Below are 17,054 nucleotides of genomic sequence, written 5' to 3' on the forward strand. Positions count from 1 at the left end.
CCCATGAACGCACCGGAACCGACCACCGAGCAGCTCACCGCGTGGCGCAACCTGCTGGACGCGTTCGCCCAGGTCAGCGCGTCGTGGGACGCCGCGGTCGCGATCGACCGGGAGGCAGGTCCGGGCGAGGGCCCGGCGAGTTCCGTGCCGGAGCCGCTGCACGCGTCGTTCGCCCGCGCGGCGGCGGAGACCTCCGACGTCCTCACCGGGATCGCCGACGCGCTGGCCGACGGGGAGCGTGCCGGAACGTTCGCCGAGGTGGACCGGGCGCAGCGCGCAGCCAGCGACGCCTGGGCCGCGGCCCACTCGTCGAGCACCGGCTGACCGGTCAGCGCCCGGCGAAGCGGTCCGTCACCTCGACCAGCACCGCCGCCACGGCCCCGCGCCCGCCGTGCCCCGCGTCGTCGACGAGCCGCAGTTCCGCGTCCGTCCACACCTGCGCCAGGTGCCACGCGGTGTCCGGCGGGGTGCTCACGTCGTTCCGGCCGTGCACGAGCGCACCCGGAATCCCGTTGAGCCGCACCGCGTTCCGCAGCAGTTCGCCGTCGGCGAACCACGCGCCGTGCCGCCAGTAGTGCGTGACCAGCCGCGCGAACGTCAGCCGGAACGCGGGATCCGCGTAGCGCGGATCGGGGCGGGCGTGCCCCACCGCCACGTGCGCTTCCTCCCAGCGGCACCAGTCCAGCGCCGCCCGCGCCCGCACCGCGGGATCCGGGTCGTGCAGCAACCGGCTGTAGGCGTCGACGAGCCTGCCGTCCCGTTCGGCCGCGGGGACGCCGGCGCGGAACCGCTCCCACTGCTCGGGGAACACGCGCCGCATGTCCTGCGTGATCCAGTCGACCTCGCGGTGCGTGGTGGTGCCGACGCTGAACAGCACGAGCTCGGTGACCCGCTCCGGGTGCAGTTCCGCGTACGCCAGCCCCAGCGTGGAACCCCACGACCCGCCGAACACCATCCACCGCTCGACGCCCAAGTGGCGGCGCAGCAGTTCGACGTCCGCCACCAGGTGGTGCGTGGTGTTCGTGGCCAGGTCGGCGTCCGGTTCGCCGGCATTCGGCGTGCTGCGCCCGCAGCCGCGCTGGTCGAACAGCACGATCCGGTACGCGTCCGGGTCGAAGTAGCGCCGCCAGCCGGGCCCGCAGCCGCCGCCGGGCCCGCCGTGCAACACCACCACCGGTTTCCCGTCCGGTGCGCCGCACACCTCCCAGTACATCCGGTGGCCGTCGCCGACGTCGAGCTGCCCGCTGCGGCGAGGTTCGATCTCCGGGTACATCTCCGCAGGCTAGCGGGGCTCGCGGTCCGCTCAGAAGATTCGCTCTGTCGTTCGCCCCGGCCGACCACGCATACTTCCGGGTGTCCAGCGCCTGAGCAGAGGAGGTTCCGGTGCCCCCGGAACGGCAGTCCGCGCCCGACCTGTCCGGCATCACCGGTAGTCCGGACACGAGCGGTCCGAACGCGGCCCGGATGTACGACTACTACCTGGGCGGCTCGGCGAACTTCGCGGTGGACCGCGCGACGGCCGACGAACAGCTCGCGGTGCTGCCGAGCGTCGCCTCCACCGCGCGCGCGAACCGCGCCTTCCTCGGCCGCGCCGTGCGGATGATCCTGGACTCCGGGGTGAACCAGTTCCTCGACCTGGGATCCGGCGTGCCCACCGTCGGCAACGTGCACGAGATCGCGCACCAGATCGACCCGGAAGCCCGCATCGCCTACGTGGACCGGGAACCGATCGCGGTGGCGCACAGCCGCAGGCTGCTGCGCGGCGACGAGCGGGTGTCGGTCACCCAAGCCGACCTGACCGAACCGGAGAAGGTGCTCTCCGCGCCCGGCGTGGCGAAGCTACTGGACTTCAGCAGGCCGGTCGCGGTCCTCGCGATCAGCGTGCTGCACTTCGTCCGCGACGACCAGGATCCGGCGGGCGTCCTCGCCACCTACCGCGACGCCTGCGTCCCCGGCAGCTTCCTCGCCCTGTCACACACCACCGCCGAGAACCTCGCACCATCCACTGTGGACGAAGGATTGGCGATCTACCAGCGCACCTCGACCCCGGTGTTCCCCCGCCCCATCTCCGAAGCGGACGGGCTGCTGGCCGGCTACGAGATCGTGGAACCCGGCGCCACCCTCGTCACCACCTGGCGCCCGGATTCCGAACCCGACCCCGACAGCCCCGTCGCGAACACCTGGGCGGTGGTGGGGGTGCTGCGGTAGCGGCCGGCTCCGGGGCAGCTCGCGGAGATCGCTCACGCGCTTTCGAGGTTGCTCCCACATGTTCAGCGCATCCGCGGGCTCCGGTCATCGTCGTCCGGCGAACCGCGCAGCACGGCCGCACATGCACCCGAATGAGCCCCAAGCCGAGCAGGGCGCCATCTACTCGACGAGCTGCGCCGGCTCCGAACTGCGGGCGTGGCCGTGCTGCATCACGTCCGTCCACGTCGCTTCCGCCTGCCGAGCTCGGTCAAGCTTGCGCCGAGCAGGAGCACGACGAGGACTACGAGACTCCACAAGACCGGCCCCGGAAGCAAGGACGACGAAGCGGTCGTCGACAGCAAGGCGACCAGTGTCAGCGCCAGGATGACCGTCGCGGCCACCAGCAATCGTGACGGTATGCGTTCCATCAGCACCTCGAACCACGGGATGTCCGTGCTCGTCGTAGCACGAATCCGGCACGCCGGCCCCGGACAGGCCGTATGTGGCCACGAAAACGGCCCGGTGACCATCAGGTCACCGGGCCGTTTCGGCTGGTGTGCCAGGTGGAGGATTCGAACCTCCGAAGCTTGCGCGGCTGATTCACAGAACACGCGATGCGGGGCGCTGACCAGCGAGGATATTCGTATAGTAACGAATCTGGGCGCAGATGTGGCACAGCACTTGCTGAACCTGGCTGTTGGCTCTCGCTACAACCACGCCCGAGAGGTTCTTCACGAAGGCTCGCGAACCCCGGCCACCCCTGGCTGTCGCCACCGAACTCCGCTTTTGATGCCTACGATCAGCGGTTCAGCGCGTGCCACATGGGTCTGAACGCCTGGCCGGCAGCCTGGAATAAGCCCATCGAGAGCTTCCGAACACACTGCGACCTCGCCTCCACGCGCCAGCAACCTCCCGACTTCCGCCCCGCGCCCGCAACACTGCATAACCTCCCAAGGGCCGTCGTCGACCGCCTCAATAGCAACTTATGGAATTTGGCCTCACGGCAAGCCCTGAGCCATTCCCCACTGGACGACTCGACCTAGACCCTTCCAGACCCCAATCGAGCGATTTCGCTACGCCAAACCAAGAATGATGGCATCATTACTTGCATGACTGGCGGACATACTGGTACGCGCACGAGCCGTACTGGCCTTCGAGCGACCCTCGGTTTGTCTCTGGCCTTCGTAGTCGCACTGTTCGGCTTCGCCGTGGGCGCAGCGACCAATATCGCTACTGGACTTATTCCAGATGACTGGGCGTGGGCACATGACCCCGTACTCATGTGGTCACTTACCGCAACACTAATCGTAGCGGCATCACTCCTTGCTGCACTCCTACATTCCGTGGGATCGAAACACGAAGATACAGACGAACCTAAGACTGGTCAGCAAGTCCCGCAGGCTGGCGACTACACCGTTGTCACCCAAGGCGACAACGGTGTAGTCGCCAACAGAACCTCCGGACTCGTTATTGGCCAAGTCGGAACGATCAACTTTCCGCACAGCGACCCCAACGCCGATCCGTCAAAGTATCCAATAGAAACACGATCGGTCAGCAATCTTCCCCGCCATAACACTTCACTCGTGGGTCGCCGTCAAGAACTAGATGAAATTGCCCATCTCCTTGTCGATGGAGCGGTTACCCTACGAGGTCTAGGCGGGGTTGGTAAATCCACGATAGCGCTGCATTACGCTCGCACGAACCAGTTTAACGGCACGTACCGTATCACGTGGTGGATCCCCGCCGAAGATGACATGCGAATCAGCGAGAATCTCACAGATCTTGCCCTCGAGCTTGGAATTCCTTCAGGACAAGACCAATCAAAGATAGTCGCGGCAGTCCTCTCCGAGCTAAACAGGACGAGCGATTGGTTACTTGTATACGATAATGCGGCCAATCCCGATACGCTACGTCGTTGGCTCCCTAGCGGCGACGGAAAGATTTTGATTACTAGCCGCAATAGAGGTTGGGGGCGACTATCGAAACAATTCGAACTGAAGACATTCAGTCACAGCGACGCCGTAGACTTCATGAACACCAATACAACGAATGACGAACCTGAGTCCACTTCTATACTCGTCGACGAACTAGGATGCCTACCCTTAGCGCTAGCACAGGCTGCCGCCTATTTTGACACTCACAGTAGCATGTCGATCAAATCTTATCTCAACGCAATACGGGACCGCGAACGAGCAGCAGAGGTCCTGGCAGAAGGCCTCCCCGAAAGCGAATATCCAAAGAGTGTAGCCACAACCTGGTTGTTGCATTTTGATGATCTTCGAGATCACTACCCAGCAGCTCTAGATCTACTACGAATCTGCTCTTTCCTTGCATCCGAGGAAATTCCCGTAAGCGATCTACTATCAAAACCAGATCAGCTTCCCGAGAAACTCTCCCAAGCTGCTCACACCGCAAAAGGGCGGTCAGAAACGATAGATGCACTGACTCGTACGCACCTAGCTACGACCGTCGACAGCAATACGATCTAGATGCACAGGCTTGTCCAGTCTGTCACTCGCAACCAGCTAAATAAAAGCGAACACTGCATCTGGGCCATTCAGACCGCAATGCATCTCCTGACATTGATACCCGACTCGCCAAACCTGCCAAGTTCATGGCCCCAGGCAACCCGATTTGCTATTCACGTAAATGCCGCAACGCGCCACACGACAGACGAATCCATTCGGGAACACTTTTTCAGCTGGCTTGGCAGGTATAGCAACTCTAGAGGGGACTACAATACTGCCCTCCATCTTTTCCGGCTCGCACTGAGCCTCAAAGAGGCCAAGCACGGACATGACCACCCGAGAACAGCTATCGGCCTGAGCAGCCTAGCAATCGTTAATTCTGAGCTTGGCAACCTTCACACTGCCCTCGATCTTTTCCAGCGGGCACTCAGCATCAACGAGTCCAGCCACGGATCCAACCACCCACAAACCGCCGCAACGCTGCTCAACTTAGGCATTACTTATAGACATCTTGGCGAACAAACTACCGCACACGACCATCTCCAACGCTCGGTCTCCATTCTCGAATCGAACCGTGGCAACAACGATTCAGATTTTGTCAACGCACTAATCGTGCTTGGCGAAGTTCAAATGATTGTCGGCGAACTCACCACTTCTGCTGCCAACCTCCAGCGCGCCCTGGCCATCCTCGAAGAAAGCCCCGACTCCAATAATTCCTACCAAGCAAGGGCATTATCTGGTCTGGGTGGGGTTTACATGGCGCTCGGCTCAATCCCTGAGGCACGCGATTTACTCGCCCAAGCTTTCGCTCTTAGTGAATCGCTACTTGGCCCCAGCCACCCCGAAACTGCCGCCATCTTATCCAACCTTGGTGCGGCCCTTATGAAACTTGGCGATTTCCCTGAAGCACGTGACGTCCTCGAACGCGCCGTTACCGCTCTCGAAGCGACTCACGGTGACACGCACCCCAACACCATCTCTGCCTTAGCCACCATCGGCGCGGTTTATCGCGCCCTCGGCGACCCGCCTAAAGCGCTCGATCATCTCCAGCGCAGCCTCGCTGGCAAAGAAGCCATTTACGGTCCGAACCGGCCCGAAGTCGCCTCTGCACTGTCCGATCTCAGCAGCTTGCACATCGACCTAGGCGATTTTGCAACCGCACGAGAATTACTCCAACGAATCCTTGCTATCGACGAAGAAACCAAAGGCCCAAGTCACCCTACGACCGCTGATACCCTGACCAATCTCGGCGCCATGCATACGGAGCTCTGTGATCTACCGGCGGCCACCTACTGCCTTCAACGCGCTCTTCCCATCCTCGAAGCAGCTCACGGCGACAACCACCCCAAAACGTTCGTCGCCCTGGTGAACCTCGGCCGCCTGAATGTAAAGCTCGCCGCACTCACCGCTGCACGTTGCTACCTGCACCGTGCGCTCGACGTGGGGACGACGTTGTTCGGTGGCGACGCCCCAGTCACAGAATACGTGACGCAGCTATTGGATAACTTGGACAACACTGATTAGCCAGCCAGCAAACGGCACCACACCACTGGCTTCTTTGACTTACCGCCAAAGAAGACTAGAAATAGTAATACACAAAGCTCACATGAACAACGGTTACTGCTCACCGCAGTAGGAGGCTGTGGCACGTTACAACGCGATCGATTACCGTCACGCCAGTAGGCACATCAGCACCGCCCCAGTTCGCCTGGTCGGTCTAGCCCATACGTCGGCTGATTGGGACTCGCCGTAAGACGGCGCTGCGGAGCCAGTGTGACCGAGGCCGATACCCCCAAATGGGGGACAATACTGTCACTCTGCGGGGATTCTCTGACAAGATCGGCCTACTATGGGGATAATCGGTGACATTTTCCGTACCATTAACGAAAAGAAGCGGTGGATGGAGCGCGCGGCTGGGGTTAGCACCATGCGCCTGGTTTGCCATAGAGACATGTGGGCGGCGTTGCAGGACCTCCCATCCGACGAAATTTACCGGCCTCCCTCTGAGCAGCATCGGATTAAGGCACAAGAGGAGGTCGTTGTGCGCGATAAGGGGATGTTGGAGATCAGCCTGTCAGGTCCCGAAGTCGTCCGACTAATCCAGGTGACACACCACAACGTGCATCGCGCGGCCTCAGAAGATCGGGCGATCGCCGAACGAATTTACCGTGGGTTCGGCGCAGTTCTCGACACGGTGGGACCGCACCCGAATTCCGCTACCGCGATCCCCCCGATCGTGCTCGACGATCGGCCGCAAGAGGAAGCCTAGAACCGGCTGCGGCTGGCCCGTCCCATGACCGCAAGGTCTGGCTACACTCTCGGCTCCGGACAGGTCAAGGCACCGCACGCCATCCTTTCCATGGGCGCGTGCCCTTGCGCCCCTGCAAACAGGCGAGGCGGTGATCAAGCTGTCCGCAAACCAGGGAATCCTTTCCAACGATTTGGATAGCCATAGTCGCCATGCGTAGTTCACGGATGTCGCGGAGGATTTCGAAGCCTTCCCAGGTGGTGACGTCGTAGCCGTAGGTGTGGCAGTAGCCCGGCGCGGAGCGGACGACCGCGAGCAAGGCGTTGCGGCTCGCCTTCAACACGACCACTCGCGAAAGCGCTCACCCGGAGGAGATCGGACTCTGGCTGCGCTGGTTCGAGCGAAACAGCCACCACGTGGCCGACCTGGCCGATCCGGACACTCTCCGGAAGCTGCTCAGCGCGCTCGACTACAACCACAATGGCCACAGGGCAGCCGCCAACACCGTTCGCCTTCGTCGCACGACGCTGCGGGAAGTCCTCGACTTCGCGCGGGAGCGGAAGCTTCTCCGAGCGAATCCCATGGACGAAGTGAAGGCGCGGAAGACCACGACCACGCTTCGCCAGTGGATCGTCGGAGCGTCGTGAACCCGGTGCAGGGCCGAACACTGCTCAAAGCCGTCGAGAACATCAACGACCGCCTGAGCGCGTTCTTCGCCCTCCTCTACTTCGCCGCACTGCGGCCGGAAGAGGCGGCCAACCTCAGCAAGCGGAACCTGGCCCTACCGGAATCCGGCTGGGGAGAACTCCATCTCGAACAGGCAACACCCGAGGTTGGTAGCCAGTGGAGCGACAGCCGAACCAGGAGCGAGGCCCGCGCGCTGAAGCACCGGGAAGACGGAGTCGGCAGAACCGTCCCGTGCTCCCCCGGACTGACCAGCTACCTGAATCGGCACCTGCTCGCCTACGGCACCGCTCGTGACGGTCGGCTGTTCCCCGGCGAGCGGAGCGGCGGACGGCTCGGCAGCAGCGTCTACGGCCGCGTGTGGGCGCGTGCCCGCGCTGCGGTGTCTACCGAGGAGGTCCAGGCGTCGCCGTTGGCGAAGCGTCCCTACGACCTCCGCCACGCCGCGGTCTCCACCTGGCTCAACGCCGGCGTGGAACCCACGCGCGTAGCCGAGTGGGCGGGACACAGCGTGCACGTCCTGCTCCGGGTCTACGCGAAGTGCCTCGACGGGGGCGAGACGGCGGCCCGGCAGCGAGTCCAAGATCTTCTCGGCGACGCCTAACTGTGGCACGTATATGGCACAGACGGCCGTGAAGACCCGTAGCTAGCCGGACACGACCGGACAACACAAAACGGCCCGGTGACCCTGTTCTTGCAGTTCACCGGGCCGTTTCGGCTGGTGTGCCAGGTGGAGGATTCGAACCTCCGAAGCTTGCGCGGCTGATTTACAGTCAGCTCCCTTTGGCCGCTCGGGCAACCTGGCTTCGCTAGCCGACTCTCGTTGGCTTGCGGGAACAAGGATACAGACTCGCGGCGACCGCTTCCCGAGGGGGTGGGGCCGGTAGCGTGTCCGGGCGACAAGGCCCGTTCCCAACAGGAGGTGCGCGAGGTGGCAGACCCGTCGTTCGACGTGGTGAGCAAGGTGGACCGGCAGGAAGTGGACAACGCGCTGAACCAGGCGGCGAAGGAGCTCGCCAACCGGTTCGACTTCCGCGGCACCGGAACGAAGATCCAGTGGTCCGGGCAGGAGGGGATCGCACTGGAGTCGGAGACCGAGGAGCGGTGCCGTGCCGCGATCGAGGTCTTCAAGGAGAAGTTGATCAAGCGGGGCATCTCGCTGAAGGCCTTCGACGTCGGTGAGCCCGCCAGCTCGGGGCAGATCTACCGGGTCAGCGGCAAGGTGGTGCAGGGCATCGAGCAGGACGTCGCGAAGAAGATCTCGAAGAAGATCCGCGACGAGGGCCCGAAGGGCGTGCAGGCGCAGATCCAGGGCGACCAGCTGCGGATCTCCGGCAAGAAGAAGGACGACCTGCAGAACGTCATCCAGCTGCTGAAGGCCACCGACTTCGACGTGGCGCTGCAGTTCGAGAACTTCCGCTGATCGTCGGACGCCCCGACGTGGACCGGCGCGGCCGGGCCGGGTGCCATCACGGGGAGGCAGCACCCGGTCCGGGATGTCGGCACGCACCCGCAACACCGCCTACGATCGCCGCTGTCGCCCGATCGGGCGGCCGTGCGACTGCCGGAGCGTCCGGGCGCCGAGAAGACGATCTAGGCGGACTCAGCGCCCGGCGACCCGCAACGACGTCCGCGACGACCGGGGCGCCGCGCTCCGATGTCCCGCACCCGGCATCGCGACCCGGCCGAGCAGTACCCGCGAAGCACCCCCGTTCGGGGACCCAGTGCGCCGGGCTTCGCGACCCGGCCGAGCAACGCCCCGTGCGGTTGCCCAAGGCCCTCGCGCCGAGCCCCGGCCGAGCAACCCCAGGGGGCCCACCGCGCCCGGCGAGCCCCGGCCGGGCAGCCCGGCGGAGCATCCCCGTGCGGTGGCCCACTGCGCCTGGGAAACCCGGCGGAACCCCGAATCCGGTCGACTACCGTGGGGGCCGACCCACGGGCTCTGGAGGGATGCCGGGTGAGAGGAATCGTGCTCGCGGGGGGCAGCGGCACCCGGCTGCACCCGCTGACGCAGGCCGTGTCCAAGCAGCTGCTCCCGGTCTACGACAAGCCGATGGTGTACTACCCGCTGTCGGTGCTGATGCTCGCCGGCATGCGGGACGTGCTGCTCATCTCGACCCCGGTGGACCTGCCGCTGTTCCGGCGCCTGCTCGGCGACGGCTCCCAGTTCGGCATCAACATCGAGTACGCGGAGCAGCCGCAGCCGAACGGGCTCGCCGAGGCGTTCGTGATCGGCGCCGACTTCATCGGCGGTGACCCGGTGGCGCTGGTGCTCGGCGACAACATCTTCTACGGGCAGGGCTTCTCCCGGGTGCTGCAGCAGTCCACCCGGGACCTGGACGGCTGCACGCTGTTCGGCTATCCGGTCCGGGACCCGCACCGCTACGGCGTGGGCGAGGTCGACGGGAACGGCAAGCTCGTCTCCATCGTGGAGAAACCGGAGCACCCGCGGTCCAACAAGGCCATCACCGGCCTGTACTTCTACGACAACGACGTGGTGGAGATCGCGCGCGGCCTGGCCCCCTCGCCGCGCGGCGAGCTGGAGATCACCGACGTCAACACGACCTACCTGGAGCAGGGGCGCGCCCACCTCACCGAGCTGGGGCGCGGCTACGCGTGGCTGGACACCGGCACGCACGACTCGCTGCTGGAGGCCGGGCAGTTCGTGCAGGTGCTGGAGCACCGGCAGGGCGTGCGCATCGCCTGCCTGGAGGAGATCGCGCTGCGGATGGGGTTCATCTCCGCCGACCAGTGCCACGCGCTCGGTGCCAAGCTCGCGAAGTCCGCCTACGGCGAGTACGTCATGGACGTCGCGCGCTCGGCGGGCGCGGGCACCTGACGCGGGCCCGGCCGCTTCAGGACATCAGCCTGCGTCAGGGCATCAGCCTGCGGCCGGCCATCCCTTCGAGCCGCTGCACCCGCTCGCTGATCGGCGGGTGGGTGGAGAACAGGCGCGCCATCCGCTCCCCCGGCCGGAACGGGTTCGCGATCATCAGGTGCGACTGCGACACCAGCTGCGGTTCGGGGGCGAGCGGCGCCTGCTGGGTGCCGCGCTCCAGCTTGCGCAGCGCGGAGGCGAGCGCCAGCGGATCGCCGGTGAGCTCCGCGCCGGACGCGTCGGCCTGGTACTCGCGGGACCGGCTCACCGCCATCTGCACCACCGCGGCGGCCACCGGGCCCAGCAGGGCGATCAGCAGCATCGCGACCGGGCTGGGCCGGTCCTCGTCGTTGCCGCCGAACATGCCGAACAGCATCCCGAAGTTCGCCAGGAAGGTGACCACGCTGGCCAGCGCCCCGGCCACGCTGGAGATCAGGATGTCCCGGTTGTACACGTGGGACAGCTCGTGCCCGAGCACGGCGCGCAGCTCGCGCTCGTCGAGCAGTTCGAGGATGCCGCTGGTGCAGCACACCGCCGCGTTGCGCGGGTTGCGGCCGGTGGCGAACGCGTTCGGCGCCCGGGTGGGGCTGATGTAGAGCGCGGGCATCGGCTGCCGCGCGGAGGTCGCCAGCTCCCGCACGATGCGGTACATCGCGGGCTGCTCCGCCTCCGACACGGGCCGGGCGTGCATGGAACGCAACGCCAGCTTTGCCGAATTGAAATAGGCGTAGCCGTTCATGCCGAGCGCCACGACCAGCGCCACGACCAGGCCCACTCGGCCGAACAAGGAGCCCACCAGAAGGACCAGGGCGCTCATCCCGCCCAGCAGCAGTGCGGTCTTGAGTCCGTTGACGTGCCCACCCACCGCGCTGTGCCCTCCGTACCTGTCGCCGCTCACCGCTCGTTCGCCTCCGGAACTTCCTGGGATCGCCTCGGACCTGCGGAATCGTTGCGCCGTTCCGATCGGGACCCACTGGGAGAACGCGTGGCGCGCGGGTGGAGTTCCGCCGCGGCGGAGTGCCCCGCACCACCCGAGAGGTCCAGACCGGTTCGACCGTTATGCAACGATGACCTGCATAGTTTGGATCATCCTGCACGGGATCGGGACGCCGAGATCGTTTCGGCCTAGCATGACCGCGCCACCGAATGAACGACTCTTCCGCACAGGGGGTGGGCGGGAGAGCGGAAAGGATCCAAGATGTTCGCCAAACTGCGCAGGCGCCGCGGGAACACGGGCGCCGCCCCACGTCCCGGCGCCGGGAACGCCGGCTACCTGCCGGAAACCCCCCTCGACGGCGGCGTGATCAGCTGCCAGGTGCACGACGAGATGGGCAAGCTGCTGCCGGGCGCCACGGTCACCATCACCGACCGGCTCAACCAGCAGATCGCCCAGGCCGACACGGACAGCTACGGCTCGTTCCTTGCAACGGTGCAGCCCGGTATGCACAAGATCTCGATCAACGCCGGCGGCTTCAAGCGAAAGAGCGCCCGCATCGAGGTCCGGGTCAACCAGCACACCTCGCTCGGCGGCGTGCGGCTCGAATCGGACAACTCGCTGGCGCTGCCGCAGCCCGGCACGTGGACCTTCGACCCCACGCACACCGAGATCCACTTCGTCGCGCAGCACGTCGGCATGTCGAAGATCCGCGGCCGGTTCAACTCCTTCGAGGGGCAGATCCAGGTCGGGCGCCGCTTCGAGGACTCCCGGATCGACGTCGTCATCGACGCCGACAGCATCGACACCGGGGTGAACATGCGGGACACCCACCTGCGGTCCGCGGACTTCCTCGACGTGGAGAACTACCCGAAGCTGTACTTCAGCAGCACCAAGTTCCACCAGGTCCGCGGCGACCGCTGGCTCATCGACGGCGCCTTCACGCTCCGCGGCACCAGCAGCAACGTGCAGCTCGACACCGCGTACCTCGGGCAGCGGACCTGGCAGGGGCCCGGGTTCGAGAGCGACCGGCGGGCCGCCTGCCGCGCCAGCACCACGCTGCGCCGCGAGGACTACGCGGTGAACTGGCAGGCCACCCTCGCCAAGGGCATCGCCGTCGTCGGTCCGACCATCGAGATCGAACTCGGCGTGCAGGCAGTGCTGGAACAGTGATCGATCCGCGCCGGCGGTTGCGGGGAACCGTCGGCGCCCCCGAACGCGCGGCCGGTCAGCCGTGCAGCTCCATCGTGCAGCACTTCGGCCCGCCACCCGATTTGCGCAGTTCCGAGATGTCCACGTGGATCGGCTCGTAACCGCGGGCCCGCAGCTTCGCGGCCAGCCCGGTCGCCTCCAGCGGCAGCACCACGTGCCGCCCGTCGGAGACCCCGTTCAACCCCAGGCACTCGGCGTCCGCGGCATCCGCGACGACCGCGTCCGGGAACAACCGCTCCAGCACCCGCCGCGAACCCGCCGAGAACGCCTCCGGGTAGTAGGCGATCTGCGGGTGCTCGCCCTGCTCCAGCACGAACAGCGCCGTGTCCAGGTGGTAGAAGCGGGCGTCGACCAGCCGCAACGACACCACCGGCACGCCCAGCGCCTCCTGCGCCTCCGCGTGCGCCTCCGGGTCGGTGCGGAAGCCGGTGCCCGCCAGCAGCAGGCCACCGGTCCACGCGAAGTCGCCCTCCGCCTCGTTGATCCGCGACGGCATCACGATCTCGCGGTAGCCGTTCGCGGCGAACCAGCGGCGGAAGTGCTCCGCCTCCGCGGCCCGCTGCTCGGCGCGGAACCGGGAACCCAGCACCCGGCCGCCGATGACGGTGCCGGAGTTCGCGGCGAACACCATGTCCGGCAGCCCCGGCTGCGCGGGCACCACCGACACCGCGTGCCCCAGCCGCTCGTAGGTCCGCTTCAGTTCCTCCCACTGGCGCAGCGCGAGCTCGACGTCCACCGGCCGGTCCGGATCCATCCACGGGTTGATCACGTACTCCACCGCGAAGTGCTCCGGCGGGCACATCACGTAGTCGCGCGGCGTCGGCGTGCGGGATCCGGTCCGGGTCTCGGCGCGCGGATCCACCAGGGCGGTCGTCATGATACGAAATCTAATCCCGCCCCCGACCACCTTCAACAACGCTCCATTGCGCGAAATACGGCAGTATGTTGCGCATGGATGCCTTGGATCAGCGAATCGTTTCGCAACTGGTGACGGACGCGCGCGCCAGCTACGCCGAGATCGGCGCCGTGGTGGGTCTGTCCGCGCCCGCGGTGAAGCGACGGGTCGACAAGCTGCTGGACCAGGGCGTGCTGCGCGGCTTCACCGCCGTCGTCGACCCCGAGGCGCTGGGCTGGGGAACCGAGGCGTTCGTCGAAGTGCACTGCCACGGGAACGTGCCCACGCACCGCATCCGCAGCGGCCTCGAACCGCTGCCCGAAGTCGTCGCCGCCTACACGGTGTCCGGGCCCGCGGACGCGATCGTGCACCTGCGTGCCGCCGACATCCACCACCTGGAGACCGCGCTGGAACGGTTGCGCGGCGTCGAGTTCATCAGCCGGACCGTGTCCACCGTGGTGCTGTCCCGGCTGCTGGAGCGCCCGCCGCAACCGTGAAGCCGCCCCCGCGCGGTGGCGGGGGCGGCTGCGCGGCAGGTCAGCTGCCGGAGTTCCAGTGCTGGAAGCCCGCTTCCTCCGCGTCCGCCTCCGTCCGGAACCACACCTCGGCGACGACGCGGTCGTAGTGCGGCGAGTCCGGGGCGTGGTAGCGGCGGGAACCGAAGTCACCCTTGATCATGTGGCCGTCCTGCTGCGACGGCTCCTGCGGCGCGGCCAGCGACTCGCGCCTGCGGTTCGCCTGCGCCTGCGGGTCGGCGTGCCAGGCGGCCTGCGGCTTGGCGGACCGCTGCATGCCGGGCCGCGGGCCCGCGCCCGGGGTACGGCGCGGCAGCGGGGTCTGCTCGGACTCGGCGAGCACCGGGATGTCCGAGGCCGGCTCGGGCGCGGCCTGGTCGGTGAACTCGTGCGCCCGGCTCTCCACCAGCGCGCGCAGGTTCCCGGCGAAGCCGTGGTCGTCGCCGTGCTCCGGACGGCCGGTCTCGGACCGGTCGCTCGCGGGCTGGTCGTGCGCGGAGCGGTCGTGCCCGAGCTGGTCGTGCCCGGACTGGTCGTGTCCGGGCTGGTCGTGCGCGGAGCGGTCGTGCCCGGAGCGGTCGTGCGCGGGCTGGGACTGCTCGGAGCGGGCGGGCTCGACCCACGCGGGTTCCGGCGCCGGTTCGGGCTCGCGCGGCGCGTCCGCCGCGGGCCGCGGCGACTCCGCCAGGTCCGACAGGCCCAGCGCCGCGGACAACTCGGCGGCGCCGGACAGCCCGGGCGGACCGGAGCGGCGCGGCGTCTCGGGCCGGGTGAAGATCTCGTTGCCGCCGGTCGACCGCGCCGGGCGGGCGATCTCCGACTCGTCGGGTGCGGCGTTCTTCTGGAACCAGGTGCTGGCCGATTCGACGGGCCGGTCCGCCACCGGGTCGGTGTTCGCGCCGCGCCCGAGGGCCTGGCCGATGTCCGCGGAGGTGGGCCGCTCGGCGTCCTCGACGTCGTCCTGGCCGGTCGGGATGGTCCACGGCGCGGACCGGCGGCTCGACTGGACGTCGTCGGGGCGCTGGGTTCCGTCGTGCTGGGTTCCGTCGGCGTGCCGGCTCGCGTCGAGGCGCTGGGTCGCGTCCGGGCGCCCGGGCTCGGAGTGCTGAGCGGCCTCCTCGTCCTCGCGGACGCGGCTGGGCCACCAACCCCCGCTGGACCGGCCCGCGTACGGGCTGTCGTCCTTCCAGGCGCCGGGGTTCCGGACCGGGAGGGACGGGTCGCCGACGGCGCGGGCGGGCTCCTCGACGGGTTCGTGCGCGGTGGTCGCGGCGTCGTCCACCACCAGGTCGGCGACCTGGGAACCGCCGCGCACCGAGACCTCGGCGCGCGAGTCGGTGGGCTGTTCGGTGGCCGGTTCGGCCTCGGGCTGGGACGGCGCGGAGTGGGACGGCGCTGCGTGGGCCGACCCGGAGTGTGCGGCCGCGGAGCGGGTGACCGGCGTCGTGGGCCGCTCCGGCTCCGGCAGCCGCGCGGTGCGCGGCTCGTCGTCCTCGTCCGGCTCGGCGAGCTGCCCGGCGTCCTGCTCCCAGCGCGGCTGCACCGCGGTGCGCTCCACGCTCAGCGGCGGCGAGGGCTGGTGGCTGCGCCAGACCTGCCGGTCGTGCCGCGCGTCCTGGTGCTCCACGTACTCGGTGAACTCGGAGGTCACCTTCCGCAGCCTGCGCCGCAACGGCAGCACGAACAGCAACCAGGTGATCACAGATCCGAGCAGGAACGCGGCGACACTCCACAACCACACCTGCGTAAACAGCCACACCACCGGCGACGCCCTCCCTCAAAGGCCACGTGGGGCACCGTGAGCGTGGACAGGCTACTCCGCGCACGCTCGACCCCGTACCTCGGCGCAGGACTCCACCCGACCGAGACCAGAATCGGCCCCGACAGAGTGACTCACCTGCACCGAGCGTTCACTGTCCGACACCGCCGGGTGGTCCGAGCGGCCCGCGCGGACCGGCCCGGCGACCGCGTCCAGCGATGTCAGCGGGTCCGGGCCACCACGTAGTGGACCAGCGCTTCCAGGGCGGTTCGCGCGGAGCAGTCCGGGAGCTCCGCCAGCACCGCGCGCGCTTCCTCCGCGTACTCGTCGAGCGTGGCGCGCGCCCGCCGCAGCCCGCTGGACTCGCGCAGCAGCTTCAACGCCTCCGCCACGTCCTCGTCCTCGTGCAGCGGTTCGCCCAGCAGTTCCAGCAGCCGCGGGTCGGTGTCCGCCGCATCCCGCGCGTAGATCATCGGCAGCGTCAGCACGCCCTCGCGCAGGTCGGTCCCGGGCGTCTTCCCGGAGTCCGCCGCGGGCGAGGCGATGTCGATCACGTCGTCGGAGATCTGGAAGGCGATCCCGATGCTCTTGCCGAACGATTCCAGCGCCGCGACCTGCTCCGGAGTCGCTCCCGCCGCGGTGGCGCCGAACCGGCCGGAGGTCGCGATCAGCGAACCGGTCTTCTCGTAGATCACCTGGAGGTAGTGCTCCTCCAGGTCCTGCCCCTCGCCCGCGCCGATCGTCTCGCGCAGCTGCCCGGTGACCAGCGCCTCGAAGGTGGTGGCCATCCGCCGCACCGCGTCCGCGCCGAGGTCCGCGACCATCCGGGAGGCGTGCGCCATCAGGAAGTCGCCGGTGAGGATCGCGACCGAGTTGTCCCAGCGCACGTTCGCGCTGGCCGCGCCGCGGCGCATCGTGGCCTCGTCCATCACGTCGTCGTGGTACAGCGTCGCGAGGTGCACCATCTCCACCACCGCCGCCGAGGTGATCACCTCGTCCGGCGACGGGTCGGCGAAGTGCGCCGCCAGCAGCGCGAACAGCGGGCGGAACCGCTTGCCGCCCGCGTCCACCAGGTGCAGCGAAGTACGGGTCGCGAAGTCGAACTCGCTGCGCACCGACTCGTGCAGCAGCGCTTCGACCCGGGCCATGCCCGCGGAGATCGACTCGGCCAGGGCCGGATCGTCGATGTCGAACCCGCTCGCAGCAGTACTGCCAGCCACGTTCCTGACCGGTTCACCAGATGGGCTGCTCACGTCACCGTCGCCTTCGCTCCC

General features: G+C 67.4%; 16 protein-coding genes and 1 tRNA gene. 10 read left to right on the forward strand and 7 right to left on the reverse strand.

Features of this window, described 5'->3' with window-relative positions; all coding sequences use genetic code 11:
- The first annotated feature begins 3 nt into the window (after positions 1–3).
- Positions 4–324 carry a hypothetical protein gene (locus tag AC29IT_RS04965; RefSeq protein ID WP_488217995.1) on the forward strand — a complete coding sequence of 107 codons (321 nt, stop codon included), beginning with the start codon at positions 4–6 and terminating at the stop codon, positions 322–324.
- Between the two features lie 4 nt (positions 325–328).
- Here the strand turns inward: AC29IT_RS04965 and pip are convergent, their stop codons facing one another.
- Positions 329–1,273 (reverse strand): prolyl aminopeptidase, encoded by a 945-nt coding sequence (pip, locus tag AC29IT_RS04970; RefSeq protein WP_488217996.1) that lies wholly within the window; start codon positions 1,271–1,273, stop codon positions 329–331.
- A 110-nt stretch (positions 1,274–1,383) separates the two neighbouring features.
- On the opposite strand from pip, the gene AC29IT_RS04975 reads away from it, so the two are divergent.
- The 3 genes from AC29IT_RS04975 (at position 1,384) to AC29IT_RS04985 (ending at position 6,179) form a co-directional block, all read left to right on the forward strand.
- The gene (locus AC29IT_RS04975; protein WP_488217997.1) at positions 1,384–2,208 is read left to right on the forward strand and encodes an SAM-dependent methyltransferase; all 825 of its coding nucleotides are present in this window, start codon (positions 1,384–1,386) and stop codon (positions 2,206–2,208) included.
- Positions 2,209–3,296: 1,088 nt separating this feature from the next.
- The gene (locus AC29IT_RS04980) at positions 3,297–4,676 is read left to right on the forward strand and encodes an NB-ARC domain-containing protein (RefSeq protein ID WP_488217998.1); all 1,380 of its coding nucleotides are present in this window, start codon (positions 3,297–3,299) and stop codon (positions 4,674–4,676) included.
- Positions 4,677–6,179: a tetratricopeptide repeat protein gene (locus tag AC29IT_RS04985; protein WP_488217999.1), complete on the forward strand. Its 1,503-nt coding sequence runs from the start codon at positions 4,677–4,679 to the stop codon at positions 6,177–6,179. It begins immediately after the preceding gene.
- Between the two features lie 809 nt (positions 6,180–6,988).
- On the opposite strand, the gene AC29IT_RS04990 is transcribed toward AC29IT_RS04985, so the two are convergent.
- Positions 6,989–7,246: a hypothetical protein gene (locus AC29IT_RS04990; protein ID WP_488218000.1), complete on the reverse strand. Its 258-nt coding sequence runs from the start codon at positions 7,244–7,246 to the stop codon at positions 6,989–6,991.
- Here AC29IT_RS04990 and AC29IT_RS04995 point away from each other — a divergent pair.
- Together AC29IT_RS04995 and AC29IT_RS05000 are read left to right on the forward strand one after the other, a co-directional pair.
- Entirely contained in the window at positions 7,227–7,550 is a 324-nt protein-coding gene (locus AC29IT_RS04995; RefSeq protein WP_488218001.1) for a hypothetical protein, read from the forward strand. The two genes, AC29IT_RS04990 and AC29IT_RS04995, sit on opposite strands and share 20 nt — an antisense overlap.
- Positions 7,547–8,191, forward strand: coding sequence for a tyrosine-type recombinase/integrase (locus AC29IT_RS05000; RefSeq protein WP_488218002.1), 645 nt, complete (start codon positions 7,547–7,549; stop codon positions 8,189–8,191). The genes AC29IT_RS04995 and AC29IT_RS05000 overlap by 4 nt, the downstream gene beginning before the upstream one ends.
- Positions 8,192–8,311: 120 nt before the next feature.
- On the opposite strand, the gene AC29IT_RS05005 is transcribed toward AC29IT_RS05000, so the two are convergent.
- Positions 8,312–8,392 (reverse strand) — tRNA-Tyr (locus AC29IT_RS05005).
- A gap of 126 nt (positions 8,393–8,518) precedes the next feature.
- Between AC29IT_RS05005 and AC29IT_RS05010 the strand changes: the two genes are divergently transcribed.
- A complete protein-coding gene (locus AC29IT_RS05010; RefSeq protein WP_358432492.1) occupies positions 8,519–9,010 on the forward strand; it encodes a YajQ family cyclic di-GMP-binding protein in 492 nt (163 codons plus the stop codon).
- 534 nt (positions 9,011–9,544) lie between these two features.
- The gene (gene rfbA, locus AC29IT_RS05015; protein ID WP_358432490.1) at positions 9,545–10,426 is read left to right on the forward strand and encodes a glucose-1-phosphate thymidylyltransferase RfbA; all 882 of its coding nucleotides are present in this window, start codon (positions 9,545–9,547) and stop codon (positions 10,424–10,426) included.
- A gap of 34 nt (positions 10,427–10,460) precedes the next feature.
- Here rfbA and htpX read toward each other — a convergent pair whose 3' ends face one another.
- Entirely contained in the window at positions 10,461–11,330 is an 870-nt protein-coding gene (gene htpX / locus AC29IT_RS05020) for a zinc metalloprotease HtpX (protein WP_358432721.1), read from the reverse strand.
- Between the two features lie 333 nt (positions 11,331–11,663).
- Between htpX and AC29IT_RS05025 the strand changes: the two genes are divergently transcribed.
- Positions 11,664–12,572, forward strand: coding sequence for a YceI family protein (locus AC29IT_RS05025; RefSeq protein WP_358432488.1), 909 nt, complete (start codon positions 11,664–11,666; stop codon positions 12,570–12,572).
- A 55-nt stretch (positions 12,573–12,627) separates the two neighbouring features.
- Here the strand turns inward: AC29IT_RS05025 and ddaH are convergent, their stop codons facing one another.
- The gene (ddaH, locus tag AC29IT_RS05030) at positions 12,628–13,488 is read right to left on the reverse strand and encodes a dimethylargininase (protein ID WP_488218003.1); all 861 of its coding nucleotides are present in this window, start codon (positions 13,486–13,488) and stop codon (positions 12,628–12,630) included.
- A 74-nt stretch (positions 13,489–13,562) separates the two neighbouring features.
- Between ddaH and AC29IT_RS05035 the strand changes: the two genes are divergently transcribed.
- Positions 13,563–14,003 (forward strand): Lrp/AsnC family transcriptional regulator, encoded by a 441-nt coding sequence (locus AC29IT_RS05035; protein WP_358432484.1) that lies wholly within the window; start codon positions 13,563–13,565, stop codon positions 14,001–14,003.
- A gap of 40 nt (positions 14,004–14,043) precedes the next feature.
- Here the strand turns inward: AC29IT_RS05035 and AC29IT_RS05040 are convergent, their stop codons facing one another.
- Together AC29IT_RS05040 and AC29IT_RS05045 are read right to left on the reverse strand one after the other, a co-directional pair.
- Positions 14,044–15,783, reverse strand: a complete 1,740-nt coding sequence (locus AC29IT_RS05040; RefSeq protein ID WP_488218004.1) for a sunset domain-containing protein — start codon at positions 15,781–15,783, stop codon at positions 14,044–14,046.
- Positions 15,784–16,001: 218 nt separating this feature from the next.
- Positions 16,002–17,033, reverse strand: coding sequence for a polyprenyl synthetase family protein (locus AC29IT_RS05045; protein ID WP_488218005.1), 1,032 nt, complete (start codon positions 17,031–17,033; stop codon positions 16,002–16,004).
- Positions 17,034–17,054: the final 21 nt, after the last annotated feature.

It is taken from the genome of Saccharopolyspora sp. MMCC62 (assembly GCF_057736575.1).